Source organism: Microcoleus sp. D3_18_C4, from assembly GCF_036702355.1.
Classification (GTDB): domain Bacteria; phylum Cyanobacteriota; class Cyanobacteriia; order Cyanobacteriales; family Microcoleaceae; genus Microcoleus.
Genome location: NZ_JAUBTF010000027.1, coordinates 71,075 through 85,545 on the forward strand (window position 1 = coordinate 71,075; position 14,471 = coordinate 85,545).

General features: G+C 46.1%; 14 protein-coding genes and 2 pseudogenes. 9 read left to right on the forward strand and 7 right to left on the reverse strand.

The window, feature by feature from the left end:
• The first annotated feature begins 87 nt into the window (after positions 1 to 87).
• Positions 88 to 222 carry a hypothetical protein gene (locus QUA90_RS15355; RefSeq protein ID WP_333213639.1) on the forward strand — a complete coding sequence of 45 codons (135 nt, stop codon included), beginning with the start codon at positions 88 to 90 and terminating at the stop codon, positions 220 to 222.
• Here the strand turns inward: QUA90_RS15355 and QUA90_RS15360 are convergent.
• From QUA90_RS15360 to plsX, 5 genes are all read right to left on the reverse strand, one after another.
• On the reverse strand, positions 203 to 1,147 hold the full coding sequence (locus QUA90_RS15360; protein WP_333446362.1) for a phosphate ABC transporter substrate-binding protein: 945 nt from the start codon (positions 1,145 to 1,147) through the stop codon (positions 203 to 205). The genes QUA90_RS15355 and QUA90_RS15360 overlap by 20 nt on opposite strands.
• Before the next feature lie 10 nt (positions 1,148 to 1,157).
• Positions 1,158 to 1,871, reverse strand: a complete 714-nt coding sequence (locus QUA90_RS15365) for a PspA/IM30 family protein (protein WP_333213643.1) — start codon at positions 1,869 to 1,871, stop codon at positions 1,158 to 1,160.
• Positions 1,872 to 2,263: 392 nt separating this feature from the next.
• Positions 2,264 to 3,145: an ACP S-malonyltransferase gene (gene fabD, locus QUA90_RS15370; RefSeq protein ID WP_015175203.1), complete on the reverse strand. Its 882-nt coding sequence runs from the start codon at positions 3,143 to 3,145 to the stop codon at positions 2,264 to 2,266.
• A gap of 402 nt (positions 3,146 to 3,547) precedes the next feature.
• The gene (locus QUA90_RS15375) at positions 3,548 to 4,549 is read right to left on the reverse strand and encodes a beta-ketoacyl-ACP synthase III (protein ID WP_333213645.1); all 1,002 of its coding nucleotides are present in this window, start codon (positions 4,547 to 4,549) and stop codon (positions 3,548 to 3,550) included.
• Between the two features lie 162 nt (positions 4,550 to 4,711).
• Entirely contained in the window at positions 4,712 to 5,761 is a 1,050-nt protein-coding gene (plsX, locus tag QUA90_RS15380) for a phosphate acyltransferase PlsX (RefSeq protein WP_333311521.1), read from the reverse strand.
• 352 nt (positions 5,762 to 6,113) lie between these two features.
• Between plsX and QUA90_RS15385 the strand changes: the two genes are divergently transcribed.
• The 5 genes from QUA90_RS15385 to QUA90_RS15405 all read left to right on the forward strand — a co-directional run bounded on the left by QUA90_RS15385 (position 6,114) and on the right by QUA90_RS15405 (position 10,151).
• Complete coding sequence (locus tag QUA90_RS15385) at positions 6,114 to 7,448, forward strand: D-alanyl-D-alanine carboxypeptidase (protein ID WP_333213649.1); 1,335 nt, start codon at positions 6,114 to 6,116, stop codon at positions 7,446 to 7,448.
• An 81-nt stretch (positions 7,449 to 7,529) separates the two neighbouring features.
• Entirely contained in the window at positions 7,530 to 7,814 is a 285-nt protein-coding gene (rpsP, locus tag QUA90_RS15390) for a 30S ribosomal protein S16 (RefSeq protein WP_333085027.1), read from the forward strand.
• On the forward strand, positions 7,753 to 8,274 hold the full coding sequence (locus QUA90_RS15395) for a KH domain-containing protein (protein WP_333095964.1): 522 nt from the start codon (positions 7,753 to 7,755) through the stop codon (positions 8,272 to 8,274). The genes rpsP and QUA90_RS15395 overlap by 62 nt, the downstream gene beginning before the upstream one ends.
• Before the next feature lie 374 nt (positions 8,275 to 8,648).
• Entirely contained in the window at positions 8,649 to 9,602 is a 954-nt protein-coding gene (locus QUA90_RS15400; RefSeq protein ID WP_333348107.1) for a PhoH family protein, read from the forward strand.
• Between the two features lie 144 nt (positions 9,603 to 9,746).
• Positions 9,747 to 10,151, forward strand: coding sequence for a ChuX/HutX family heme-like substrate-binding protein (locus QUA90_RS15405; RefSeq protein ID WP_333446365.1), 405 nt, complete (start codon positions 9,747 to 9,749; stop codon positions 10,149 to 10,151).
• Between the two features lie 90 nt (positions 10,152 to 10,241).
• Here the strand turns inward: QUA90_RS15405 and QUA90_RS15410 are convergent.
• Positions 10,242 to 11,324: pseudogene (locus QUA90_RS15410) on the reverse strand (ISKra4 family transposase).
• 309 nt (positions 11,325 to 11,633) lie between these two features.
• On the opposite strand from QUA90_RS15410, the gene QUA90_RS15415 reads away from it, so the two are divergent.
• From QUA90_RS15415 to QUA90_RS15425, 3 genes and pseudogenes are all read left to right on the forward strand, one after another.
• Positions 11,634 to 12,410, forward strand: a complete 777-nt coding sequence (locus tag QUA90_RS15415) for a DUF6816 family protein (RefSeq protein WP_333446367.1) — start codon at positions 11,634 to 11,636, stop codon at positions 12,408 to 12,410.
• Positions 12,411 to 12,434: 24 nt separating this feature from the next.
• Positions 12,435 to 12,626, forward strand: a pseudogene (locus tag QUA90_RS15420) (photosystem II q(b) protein); the annotation flags it as partial.
• Between the two features lie 229 nt (positions 12,627 to 12,855).
• Positions 12,856 to 13,434 (forward strand): Uma2 family endonuclease, encoded by a 579-nt coding sequence (locus tag QUA90_RS15425; protein WP_333446369.1) that lies wholly within the window; start codon positions 12,856 to 12,858, stop codon positions 13,432 to 13,434.
• A 60-nt stretch (positions 13,435 to 13,494) separates the two neighbouring features.
• Here the strand turns inward: QUA90_RS15425 and QUA90_RS15430 are convergent, their stop codons facing one another.
• Positions 13,495 to 14,403, reverse strand: a complete 909-nt coding sequence (locus QUA90_RS15430) for an NB-ARC domain-containing protein (RefSeq protein WP_333446373.1) — start codon at positions 14,401 to 14,403, stop codon at positions 13,495 to 13,497.
• Positions 14,404 to 14,471 lie beyond the last annotated feature (68 nt).

The window sequence follows — 14,471 nt, forward strand, 5'->3', positions numbered from 1 at the left end:
TCAAAAAAGTAGCACTACACGGATTTTGACACGGATACACGGATAGGCCCAGCGATCGGACTGTTTAGCTAATTGGCTAAGTTGACTATGATCACTGTATCCGTGTTTATGCGCGTCGTGCTGTTAGATGATTCGGCGGTTGAAACCGCTTTGCAAGCTGGTGTAGCGCCAGAATTTATTCTGGCGAATTCTTTGCAAAGGCTCAATTTCCGGCCAGCATAGCTTTCTGTCCCTCCGAAGAAGTCGCGTAGCCCAAGAAATCCTTAACTGCTTGGCTAGGAGGATTTTTGTAGGCGTAGTACAACTGCCGCTGGTAAGGATAGTTACCAGCATCCGTAGTCGCACCGTTGATTGGAACAACGCGCACCGTTTTCTGATTGACTACTTGAGCGAAAGTCGCATAGCCTATGCCGTTGTTGCCTAAAGCTTGCAGCAGGGGAGTTGTCGCATCTCGATCGAGCGTGGTAATATTTGCCGTCGTGCCAAACTCGCCACCTCGGAGCACTTGTTCTTTAAACGTTTGGTGAGTGCCACTAACTGCGGGTCTGTTAATTACTTTCATCGGGCCCGCCGGGCCGCCGACTTTCGACCAGTCTTGAGTATTTCCCTTAAAAATATCTTGAACTTGAGCCGAGGTTAAACCTCCTTTGAAGGGGTTGTTAATGCCAACTACAATGGCGATCGTATCTAGGGCAACAGGCACCGCTGCCAAACCCTGACCTTGTTGTTGAGCCGTCAAAGGCTGCGATACCGCAGCAATATCGGCTGTTCCTGCCACCAAATCTTGAATTCCCTTTGCAGAACCGTTAGCTTGGGAATCAACTCTAGTGCCAGGAAACTTGGCTTGAAAGCCATTCTTAAGATTGAGGTTGATTGTCACCATACTGGTAGAACCTTGAATCCTGACAGTCGTACCCGCAGGAACAGAAGCTGGAAGCGCAAAGGAACTAGCTGCAACAGGCGAAGAAGCACCGCCGACTACTGGCGCGACGGGAAGTGGGACGACATCGCCTGCAGGTGTGGGAGTAGGGGGATTTTTACTAACATCTTGCGACGCTGGTTTGTTGAGAAAAAAGAACCAACCGCCACCGGCTAGCAAGAGAAATAACAGGATAAAAACTATGGGGGGAGGCCCGCTCTTCGCCATAAAATTGTCCTTAGCTGGGAAGTTCTTTGTTGTTGGAGTCGTCTAACATTTGTAACCTACGATTAACTTCATCGTCTAAGGTCATATTTTCTAATTCGGCCTGAAGTCTTTCTTGGGGGTTCTCAGATATTTCTGCTAAAGCTTGCTGTTTGAGGTTGCGGCCGTGGACGGCGTTTTTGGCTTGTTCAAACTGCGATCGAGCTGAATCTATACTGAGGTCGTTGTTGACTTTGGATATGGCTCCGAGGGCTTCGTTAATCTCTGCCATATCTTTCATATTTTGCATATCGGTTTTGTAAGCTTCCAGCTTCATCCGTTCTCGATTTAGCTTGTCTTTGGAAGCGTTGACGTATTGTTCGGCTTGTTTTACTTGGGATTCTAATTGCGGCAGAATTTGTTCTGTCTGAATTACCTTCGCCATTGCCAAGCGGGCTGCTTCTTCGTTGCCATTGCGCTGGGCTGTGATGGCTTGGCGCTCTACGGTTTGCATTTCCCTAACTTTTTCTTCATATTTCGTTTTGGCGCGCTGGTAGGCTGCAACTTGGGTGGACACTGCTGCTGCTAGCTTTTGCACTGATTCTTGCATGGATCGCAGTGACTCTTCGGCTACCGCCACCGACACCTGGCCGCCGGATTCTACGGGCAGTCCCCACATCCAGTTCCAGGCACCTACTATGGTTCTGCCTGCCTTGTCGCCCATCAACCAGTAAAGGACTTTTTTCATATAAGTAGCAGATAAGCTTGGTTTTTATGCCTAGTGTATATCAGGATTTGTCGATCGCCCCGTCAATCGATTTTAGATTTTAGATTTTAGATTTTAGATTTTAGAATTGAAGCATTGACCCCACGGATAAATTCGGGAGATCCTTTATCGGATACAGGTTTTTTATTTCTGGACGGATGAATCCGGGGGCTTGTATCATGGATGCTTTCGGTCAGGTCGATCGATTTCTCGATTTTTGATTAATATTGTCTAACTGTCTGGATCGTCTATCCCCAATTTGCAAAACAGGCAATATTCGGATTTGCCTGTTTTGCGATTCGTTTTTGGGCAATCTTCGGATCGATTAACTCTCAATTTTATAACCTGCCGTTTAATAACAGGCTAAAAATAGATTAAGCGGGTAAATCTGCAAAACTGCTAACATTTACCAATGCTAAATCGGGACAAGTCCGTTTGATCAAACCTGTGAGAACTTTGCCGGGGCCAATTTCCACTACCCGATCAATTCCTTGTTGTGGCAATTGCAGGGAAATTTCTCGCCACCGCACGCCTTTGGTCATCTGCTGAGTCAACCGCTGCTTTAAAGTGGCTGCGCTGGTAGTGGCTGACGGTTCTGCGTTCGAGAGCACCAGCATTTTAGCATCGGAAAACCTTGCAGACTTTAAGGCTAGTTGAAACTCGGCAGCCACTGATGCCATCAGGGGAGAGTGAAAAGCACCGGAAACATTCAATTTAACGGCGCGTTTGACTTTGATTTTGGCAAGTAAATCTTCTACTGCTGCGGGCGTTCCAGAAATCACGACTTGTGCTTCGCTGTTGTCGTTTGCCAGCACCACGTCTCGGCTGTATTGAATTTGCAATTCTAGTTCCTGCCTGTCGAACCCAATCAAAGCCACCATTTGCCCGCCGGAGGCAGTGTCCATGAGTTCGGCGCGACGTTTGACTAAGCGTAATCCGGTTTCAAAGTCAAAGACGCCTGCTGCGTAGAGGGCAACATATTCTCCTAAACTGTGACCGGCAACTACCGCTGGTCGATCGCTTTTTTCTCGCACTAAGTCGGCCAAAATACTTTCTACTACGAACAAGCAAGGCTGAGTGTAGAGAGTCCGAGATAGTTTTGCTTCTTCTTTTTGGCAAACTTCCGGGACAGACCAGCCTAAAATTTCTTTAGCGAGCTCAAATTTGGCTTTGGCTGTTGGCAAGTTTAATAAGTCTGCACCCATCCCGATCGCCTGGGAACCTTGTCCGGGAAATACCCATGCTGTTTTAGTCATTTTTCCGGTAATCTGCTAATTGGTGGTTGCTAATTGGTGATTGCAAAAATTCTTTCTTTCCCGCTTCTAAGTTCGCTCGCTGGTATCCGCTATCTTTCGGTTAACGAACTCTCTACTCGCGACTCATAATTCTAACATCTAACTGCGATTTTTACCAGGTTTATTTTTTTTTGCTACTTTAATTTGATTAATAGGCGTAGCACAATTTTCAACCTTCAAACCGGGGAAAGTCGATCGAAGAATAGAGGATGTTCCATTTCCGCACGCCCTTGTCAATAACTGCTGTCCGGCTGGTGCACCGCTGCGAACCTTGCCCTATGTATGGCGTGTTAAAGGATTTGTATTTTACTCGATCGAACTCCCGACAATAACCGGAGCAAGTTTACAGCCGGCCGCCAAATATTACCTTCCCCATTGAAAAATCGCAGCCCCCCAAGTCAAACCTGCACCGAAACCAGCAGCAGCAATAGTATCGCCCGCTTTAACTTTACCCAGACGCACGGCTTCGTCTAAGGCAAGGGGAATTGAAGCGGCTGAGGTATTGCCGTAATTCGCCAAATTGCTGATTACTTTTTCGGGGGGAATCTTTAGCCTTTGGGCAACTGCATCAAGAATCCGCTGATTGGCTTGGTGCAACAACAGCCAGTCAATTTCGGCGACGCTGATATTGGCCCGAAACATAGCTTTTTCTATGACTTCCGGCACTTTTCTCACGGCAAAGCGATAGATTTCTTGACCATTCATTGTGATGGGTTCAAATCCGCCAACTCCGACGCTGACGCCCTCAATTAATTCTTTTGACTCGGCTTTGTAAGCCAAATTGAGAGACGAATTTTGTGTGCCGTCGCTGCGAATTTCAAATCCCAAAAAGGAATCGACTTCTGAAGCTTGCAATACCACCGCACCTGCACCGTCTCCAAATAGAATGCAAGTACCCCGATCCGACCAATTCACCCAGCGAGATAAAATATCTGCTCCGATCAGCAAAACATTTTGATAAACCCCTGTCCGAATGAACTGCGAGGCTGTCACTAAACCAAAAATAAAGCCCGAACAAGCTGCTGTTAAATCAAAAGCCACAGCTTTTGTCGCGCCCAATTGATATTGAATTTTACTGGCAGTGCCAAACAAATCGTCAGGACTCGAAGTCGCCAAAATAATTAAATCGATATCTGTCGGCGAAATTTCTGCCATGGCGATCGCCTTTTGAGATGCCTCTGTGGCTAAATCGCACAAAGAAGTGCGATCGTCCGCCAGCCTGCGGGAACGAATGCCCGTCCGCGCGCCAATCCACTCGTCAGAAGTTTCTACTATCTGACTCAAACCGTTATTATCCAGCGAAACCTGCGGTGTACAAGAACCGCTACCTGTGACGGCAATGCCGAACCCTGATTGCTGCAACATTCCTCTCCATTTATGAGCGATCCATCTAGAAATTAAAAATTAAAAACTCCCAATTAAAATTATTTTTTAAACTTCTGAAATTACTTTTTTTAAGCAAAACAGTTGGTTTAAGCTGACATTTTTAATTTTACATTTTTAATTTTTAATTCCTACTTACTGCCTCTAATTCACAGCTTCTTGTTCCAGAGCGCTTTGGTTATTGGACGATCGAATTCGCTCCAGCACTTGGTTGTCAATAGCCTCCTTCGCCAAACGAATGGCATTAAAAATCGAGCCAGCTTGAGACGAACCGTGGCTGATAATGCAAACTCCAGCAACGCCCAATAGCAAACCGCCGCCGTGTTCAACGTGGTCTACCCGCTGCTTGAATCCTTGCAAGCTTTTTTGCAGCATAGGGTCGTTCATTTGATGTTGGAGTCCTTTGACCAACTCTTCCTTAAGCACCTGGACTACGACTTCGCCCACAGCTTCGGCAAACTTCAACAACACGTTGCCTACAAACCCGTCGCAGACAATCACGTCGAATTTCCCCGACAGCACGTCGCGGCCTTCGGCATTGCCCACAAAAGGAATGTTCGGGTTGTCCACCAATAACTGGTGAGTTCGCACTGCGGCGTCGTTGCCTTTAGAAGGTTCTTCGCCAATGTTGAGCAGGCCGATTTTAGGTTCGGCGACGCCCAGCACGCACTGGCTGTAAATAGTTCCCATAAGAGCGAACTGCTCCAAAAATTTGGGGCGGCAGTCCACGTTAGCGCCAACATCGAGAATGAGTACAGAGCTGCCCGGTATCATTGTCGGCAAAACCGCACCGATCGCAGGGCGATCGATTCCGGGGAGCCGGCCCAACCTGAGCAGGGCAGCAGCCATTGCCGCGCCGGAGTGACCGGCGGACACCACAGCATCAGCTTGCTGCTGCTTTACCAAGTTCATCGCTACGTTAATCGAAGCGTTGGGCTTGCGTTTGAGGGCACTCAAAGGTTCTTCGTGCATTTCCACCGCTCCTTCAGAAGGAACGATTTCTAGCTGACCTGTACAGACGCGGCCGAGCGCGTCTTGTTGCCGGAGCGAGTCTTCTATTTGCTGCGGGTCGCCCACGAGCAAAATCTCTACGCCTAATTCTTCTTGTGCCTTAAGCGCTCCAGCTACAACCTCGGCGGGGGCATGATCCCCACCCATAGCGTCTATTGCAATTCTTGCGCGTGTCGATCCCATTGACCAATGTTTGAGAAACACTAAAAATTCTACCAGGAAGTCAGGAGCGTGAATCCATAAGTCTGAATAAAGAACTAAAATCCGCTCGCTAGGGCGATCGGACAATTCTTATTTCCGACTACTCTGATAGAACTTGTTTTGTCACTACTTTACTATTTTTGACGGCATATTGAAAAAATCAATGAAATAGTTTACATGACCGCAAGCACTTTAGTCCGGGAACGCCGGATTCATCCGTGGAGCAAGAAAAAAGCTCCCCATCCTCATCACTTGCCCCCGGATTTATCAGTGGGAGCGCTTTCTTCAATTCTTTAATCTCAAATCTCAAATCGATTGACTTTAGGAGTAAAAAATGCTGGATTTATTTAGCTCAGGGATGATGTCTCTGTGGCTGGACATGGCTGGGGTAGGCACTGCCGCGCCTAATGCTGCGTCAGTGCTGGCTTGGCGGGGAGGGATACCCGGGTTAGTGGTGGCCGAAGATTTGGCTTTTGGGCGAATAAATGCGGCAAATCCAGACTTGCCTGCAGAAGCGACAGTGCGGGAATATTTAAAAGAGTTGAAAGACAAAAACCTGATTGATGGAAATCAGGGAATTTGGGTGCAAGCGGGAATGGTGCCACTGGTAAGTCAGCAGGGGAAGACGCTGATGCCTGGGGCTTCGCTGACTAAGATTGCAACTTCTCTGGCGTCGCTGGAGACTTGGGGCCCTGATTATCAGTTTGAAACGCGGTTCCGGGGAACTGGGCCGATTAGGAATGGGGTGTTGCAGGGAGATTTGGTGGTCAGCGGCGGGGGCGATCCGCTGTTTGTGTGGGAGGAGGCGATCGCCGTTGGCAATGCTCTCAATCAAATGGGTATCAATCGTGTGGCAGGGAATTTGGTGGTGACAGGCAATTTTCGCATGAATTATCAGTCCGATCCTTTGGCCGCGGGGGAGATACTGCGGCAAGCTCTTGAGGGTAGCAATTGGCCTGCGGACGTGGTGGCAATGTATTCTAAGATGGCTCCGGGAACTAGAAAGCCGCAAGTAACGGTGGCCGGCAGCGTCATTGCTGAGAAATTTGTGACTTCGGGGCGTTTGCTGCTGAAGCGCCGATCGCTCCCTTTAGCCGAAATTCTCAAGCAGATGAACGTCCACAGTGATAATGAAATAGCTCAGATGCTGGCAGACGATTTGGGCGGGGCAAAAATAGTGCAGCAGCAAGCGACTTGGGCTGCGGGGGTGCCGGAGGAGGAACTTCAATTAGTTAACGGTTCGGGATTGGGAGTGGAAAATCGGATGTCTCCGAGGGCGGCTTGTGGGATGATGCAGGCGATCGGGCGCAACCTTCAGACGACTGGGCTGACGATTGCTGACTTGTTTCCGGTGTCCGGGCGCGATCGAGGAACTTTGGAACACCGACACATTCCGCGATCGGCTGTGGTGAAAACTGGTACTTTGGACACGGTGATTGCTTTGGCTGGAGCCATACCCACGCGCGATCGGGGTTTAGTGTGGTTTGCAATTATTAATCGCGGCACCGATTGGGACTCTTTGAGAGCACAGCAAGATATATTTTTGCAAAAATTGGTGCAGCAGTGGGGAACTGTATCGATTTTGCCAGTAGCAATTACACCGCACATTGACGGCGCCAGACCTGCCTTAGGGGCAGCAAATCGTAGCGATATTTTGGTCGGAGGTTAAGAAATAGGGGTTGAGTTGGGGTTCGGGGAAGGAGCACTGACAAAATAGCTTAGAATTGAAACAAGACTATTGTGCAAGAAGATGATCAAACTGCGATTGAAGAGATACGGGAAAAAACGCGAGACAAGCTACCGGATTGTAGCGATGAACAGTTCTACCCGCCGCGACGGCCGTCCCTTAGAAGAGCTCGGCTATTACAACCCCAGAAATAACGAAACCAGGCTGGATGTTCCAGCGATTGTCAAGCGCCTGCAAGACGGCGCTCAGCCAACTGACACTGTGCGTGACATCCTGAGAAAAGCCCATGTATTTGAACAAGTCGGAGCCGGAGCCAACGTTGAATCCAGCACAGCAACAGTCAGCTAGTCCCAACTATGCTGGACTGGTTAAGTTTTTAATTGGGCCTTTTTTAGAGACCCCAGGCTCTTTGCGGGTTGATTGCGAACTGCACCCGCGCCAATCGCGGGTCTGGGTTAGGCTTGCTTTTGAAGATCCCGACAAAGGCCGGGTTTACGGTAGGGGCGGACGCAATATTCAGGCAATTAGAACTACGCTCGAAGCGGTGGCGCAGACGGCGGGTCAGTCCCTCTACTTAGATATATACGATGGTGAAGCTGGCGATCGTGGATCGGGCCCGCCCAGGGGCGATCGCGATCGCCCGGATCGCGACCGCCCAGATCGTGGCTCGCGGGAGCCGCGAGGCGACTTCCGACCCCGGACGCCACCTCCGTCGCCGAGTCCCTTAGCTAGCAGAACTCCGAGAGAACAACCTCGCCGTACTAACACACCTACGTTTAGAACGAGCAGAAATACTCCCGGTTATTAACTAACTGCAGAGCTAAGAAAGAATTTTAGATTTTAGATTGCCTGTTGTAGACTTTGTATTACAAGCCGCGTTTGGTTTGAAATTGCCGGTTTTGCGATCGGAAACAAATGTGAAATTTTAAATTTCAAATGTCAGCGGCATCAGGTTCATCTAAAATCTAAAATTTCCCATCTAAAATCTAAAAGTGCCTGACTTAATAGAAGGGAGATTTGATTTGTGCCTCAAGCACCAAACTCATTTGGGAGCTAAATCTAAAAGACGCCTTAGATACTAGGTAAAACCTAGTAACGGGCGTCTTTTTGTTCGCAAATAGTGACTGGTTCAACGTTTAGTTGTTAACTTTTAATTGCTTATTTGGAGGAGATTATGTTGGCATGAATGAAAAACTAACAATAGAGTTACCGAACACTCAAAGTGCAATGTCGCTGGCCGGTAATCAAGAAGAAAACCTGAAAATGATCTCTAAGCAAACCGGTGCTAGCCTGGTAATGCGAGGGCAAGAACTGCTGATTTCTGGCACAAAAAGTCAAGTAGAATTGTGTCATAAATTAGTGCGATCGCTCTCCGACTATTGGAAATCCGGCAAAAATATTACCGGAGTTGAAATCCAGACGGCGCGCCAAGCTTTGGATACCAACCGCCAAGGCGATTTACAAGACTTGCAGCGAGACGTTCTCGCCAGAACCCGCCGCGGCGAAGAAATTAGAGCCAAAACCTTCAAGCAGCGGCAATACGTCCAAGCAGTACGCACGCACGACCTGACATTTTGCATTGGCCCCGCTGGTACTGGCAAAACATTTCTAGCGGCTATTTTCGCCGTGCAAGCCCTGTTGAGCAAGCAGTACGAACGGCTAATTTTAACAAGACCAGCCGTGGAAGCTGGCGAAAAATTAGGGTTTTTGCCGGGAGATTTGCAGCAAAAAGTCGATCCATATTTGCGCCCGCTTTACGACGCCCTGCAAGAAATGATCGACCCTGAAAAAATGGCTGATTTAATGGAAAGAGGCTTGATCGAAGTAGCTCCTTTAGCTTATATGCGGGGGCGTACTCTCAGCAATGCTTTCGTAATTTTGGACGAAGCTCAAAATACGACGCCGGCTCAGATGAAAATGGTGTTGACTCGTCTGGGCTTTCGATCGAGAATGGTAGTAACGGGGGATATCACTCAAACAGATTTGCCGCCAAACCAACAGTCGGGATTGTCAGTCGCCCAAAACATTCTACGCAACGTTGAGGGCATTGCTTTCTGCGAATTCTCTCAGGCGGATGTAGTGCGACATCCTCTAGTGCAGCGGATTGTCGCTGCTTACGAATTGCACGAAACATAGTCATTAGTCATTAGTCAGTAGTTGTTGGTTGTTAGTTATTGTTGTTTTTAATTACCAATAATCAATGCCCAAGGCTCTTGGGCCCAATGCCCAATGCCCAATTCCCAATTCCCAATACCTAATTCTCAATTCCCAAATTAAATTATGCCTAACCTGAAAGAATTCTTGGAAGCTTGCGAACAATTGGGAACGCTGCGTTTAATCGTGACTAGCAGCGCGGCGGTGCTGGAAGTGCGCGGTTCAATTCACAAGCTGTTTTATGCGGAGTTGCCGAAGGGAAAGTATGCCAATATGCACGCCGAAATATTTGAGTTTCACCTAAATATGGACAAAATAAAACAGGTGAAGTTTGAAACAGGTGAGGCGAAAAGAGGCAATTTCACTACTTATGCAATTCGTTTTCTCGACGAACAAAATGAGGCTGCTTTGAGCGCGTTTTTGCAGTGGGGAAAGCCGGGGGAATACGAACCAGGACAGGTGGAAAATTGGCACGAATTGAAGGAAAAATACGGGGAAGTTTGGGAACCCGCACCTGTTGATGCGCTTTAAAAAATAGGTTTTTCCACCTTTAAATTGCATATTGGGGGCGGGCCGGATGCCCAACCCCTACTGGGAGCATGTCACTTTTGCGATAAGTATTTATACTTGTGCAGTTTTTCGAGGTCTACCAATTAAGCCATTTAAGTAAGCACATCGATGAGCCAATACCTGCCCAATATGGTCTAATTTCCAACTTGCTCCAGATATTTTAACCCGTCTAGCTATTTGCTTGATTCCTGATTCTACTGCTCCAGAACCAATCGAACAGATTCCATCTCTCTGGAAAAGTTCGTAATTAATAATTCTTTCTTTATGCTTTTCTAAATACTTACAAAAATTAACTGCTGGCTTTTTCTTCAATCCTATGAATAGTGCTATTGCATTTTTTACATTTCCTTTCCATAAGTACGTTTCCGCTTGCTTCAATCGCTTAATGGAACCGCCTACTTTTTGAAGATTTTCATTCAAATGATACCAGTCTAGAATTTCTCTTCTGTCCTGTTCACAACAAATTTCTTTAAATATATTCCATACGCCATCATGTCCATCACCTAGACAAGTTACTGGTTTTGCTAGTGGCTGTTGATTTACCCAATCAATAATGATGTCATTTCGATCGAAACTGGCTACTATGCCTACTTCCGACACAATTGCTTTATAGTCTTTCCACTCGGACTTTTCTCCGAGTGGTGTGAGCAATCGTGCTTTTCCACCATCTGCACTTAACTCGGTAATATCTGCTGTTGCTACAGGCTGCTCAAATTTTTGATAATGTACTAATCTTTGTTGCGTCTTTGCTGGAACCCTAATCCCTGTTATATATTCAATATCGTTGGCTGCATTTTGATATGCAACATTAGCACGAGCGTCTTAAACAACAGTTCTCTAAATGTGGACTTAATCTACTCCCACTCCCACACCCTAGTTTATCCGCTTGCTTTTTGGTGATACTTAAATCACCTAACGTACTTTTTAATTTTTTTATCCTTCCTGCTTTTGTCCCGCTAGCTGAGTAAATAAAAAAAAACCGATCTGCGGTGTCACATGAGTTAACACCTTATCTTTAACCGTGATCTCGATATCTTCTAATGTTTTCAACGATTCCGGGTCACAATCAGCATACAGGATTGCTGAAATAGCCTCTACATGTGTTTGAATCGCCTGTTGCTGTTCAGGAGTCATAGTTGAATCGCCACTAATTAAGACATGATTATTTTCGCCGATTTTGCCCAACAATAGCTCAAAACCTCTGCCCTAGTATTTCTGAGTATTTATACTCATCGCAAAAGTGACACGCTCCCACCCCTACTCCCCACAAGCCGAACATTTATTTTTGTGCAACAGGCATCTTGCCTGTTTCTGAAAATGGTAGAAAATATGATGTTTAACTGATTTGTTGTCTAATTTTTCAATTAATGAACCATAGAGAGCGCAGAGAACGCAGAGAAGAGAAAGAGAAACATAAAATTAGTTGTTTGAATGTAATTGGGTATGAAGGTAATTTGGAGTTTTTGTTTGGTTTTGCTGGTGTTGCTGTGGGGTGGCGGTGCGAGGGCGGGGGTTTTGGGCGATCGCATATCAAGTTTTCCCAATTGGGAAAGCAAGCCTCCTATCGCTGTAGCTAAGGGAGATTTGGTATATCCCGACTGGATGGCGGGGAATTGGAATGTTGCTAGCACTTTGGTAGATTTAGCCGCTCCTTTAGCGCCAAATATTGTCACGCCAGGGTTTGAAAGCAACCGCCAGTATTTGCAGCAGCCGGTATTATTTAAAGTGCGATTTCAACCGGAAAAAAATATTGGGTTAATTTCTAATTATACATTTAAAAAGGCTCAAAAAATTGTAGCCGATCGCACTTTTAACGGTTTGAATATTGCCACGGCTTATTTAGGCGATGATGGCGTAGTTTCGGTGAAAGTCGATCCGACCAATCCCAACCGCCAAATTACTGTTTTGAAAGGGGAACGCCAATTAATTTCGATTGTTACCAGTCGCGGCACTGAGACGCCGAATCCTCGCGAGTTTGTGTCTACAGAGATTTCTCAGCAGATTTTTCGGGGAGAGTCTGATATTTATTTAAACGAGGTGGAAACTACAACGGCTTATCAAGTGGTTGGATGTGGAGAAAATGGCGATTCTGCGAGTAAAAGAATTGAGGCGTATCAGGTGACAGCGATTTATTTGTCGCCGCAAGACCCGGATTATTTTGCGGCTGGGGGGCATCCTGTGGCTTTGTATCGATATCGGTTGGAGTTGGTGCGGGCATAATTAAGCTGTCATCTCGATCGACCTAGCAACTTCAACTTCAACCAATCGATTATCGACTCTCAAGGTCGTGCGATCAATACTTGGGCTGATGTGATTAACCGCACTAACTTGGGTATGTAAGTGATGCACGAGCGCAATGCTCACAACTTCCCGCTTGATTTGGCTGCTGGTGAAACAACTCCCGTAGTAATGGTTGCTCCTTCTATCAATGGCTAAAACTTAGCTTTTGATTGACAAAGAGCGCTCCTAGAAATAAAGGCGCTTTTTTTTGGGGAAAAATATTTTTGGGAACAATCAGACTCGGCGGTTGAAACCGCTACTACACAAGCGAATTCCGCCTTCGCGGGCTAAAGAATAGAATATTACAGCCGGATTTAGTATGACGATAGACTGCAAGTTTTTGAAGTCGTATATTATGGAAGAGCGATCGTAAAAGGTAAGTCAGATGGTTGTCACAATTTCTAAAGCAGGATTGGGTACAGGTGCGGCTTTCCTGTCAAACGTGACATGGGAGACTCTGGAAAAATTGGATGCTGATTTGGCGGACACTGGGGCGCGTTTAACTTATTTGGATGGGTGTTTAGAAATTATGGCTCCTTTATCTGAAGAACATGAAGAACCTAAAAAAACTTTAGGTCAACTTTTAGAAAGTTATATGCGGACGAAAGACATTCGTTTTTATGCGCGTGGTAGTACAACCATCGGGATAAAGGAATTGGGCGCACGGAAGGAACCAGATGAGTCTTATTGTTTGGGTACGCGCAAGTCAGTTCCAGATTTGGCGATCGAAATAACAGTGACGAGTGGTGGAATTGATACGCTGGAAATCTATCGTCGGGTGGGTGTGCAGGAGGTTTGGTTTTGGGAGGATGGGGTAATTTCGGTTCATTGTTTGCGCTCTACGGGATATGAGTTGGTCAGTAAGAGCGAATTGTTGCCGGAGTTGGATTTGCGATCGATCGAGTTTTATTCGCGGATGGCCGACCAATATGATGCGGTGAATTCTTTTATGCGATCGTTGTAGAATAGAAAAGAGTAATTCTGTGGTTTAATTGCGTTGCGATCGGGTAAAATTACCCATAGTTTATATAAGATTTAACTTGCACTGAATGTATGCTTTGAATACGGGATTGAGAAAAAAGAGCGATCGCGCTCCTACTAACATTTTTTCCACTAAGCTGCGTCTGGCTAAAGATTGTATGGTTTGCCAAAATTCTGATTGGGATAATTCACTATCAGCAGGTTGTCGCGAAATATCTACAGCTTCATTTTGACTGGCTAACCAGTATAACGCCTTTTTTTCTGAGTCTGATAAACGCTCTAGATGAGATTCTAAAAGGGGTTCTAAGTCACCTAAAAATAAATCTGCTGTTCCATCTGCTAAAAATAGGGAAACGCTACCGTTAAATAATTCCCAAATTGTAGCAGCGATGATATTTAGCCAGGAAGGATGTCCTTGATAAAGGTCGATCAAGTCTGACCATTTTTCCTCATCTGCTAATTCTTTTTCTCTGAGAATTTCTGCTGCTTGTTCTCCTAAACCTTTGAGGTTTAAGGTTTGCGTCGAGAGGTTTACTGCTTCTAAAGCAGTAATTTCTCTGGGTTTTTCCCAACTGAGGAGGATTAAACAACTTTGATGAGAGGATGTGGCAATTTGTTTGAAAAATTTGCCATAATCTTCATAGCCGGCTAAATATTGACCTGCTAATTGACTGCTTTTAAAAATATTTTGTACGTCATCAAGGATTACTAAACAGCGAGAAGATCGAAAATAATCGATGACTGTGGGTAATGGGGCTTGTGGCGATCGCCCAAAAAATTGCTTGAGTTCGGTTTGGAGGGTTGAAAGTGTGGGTGTATCAGCGAGACTTAACCAAATAATATAATCAAATTGGGTTTGAGTTTGTTCGATGAGTTTGAGGGCGATCGCACTTTTGCCAATTCCGTTTAAGCCGTAGATGGTAATCAAGCGGGTATGGGCTTGTATAGTCATTTCAAATAAGTATGAGACTATTTAAAAATGAGGTAAAATTAATAAAAATAGTGAACCCGCTAGGAAAA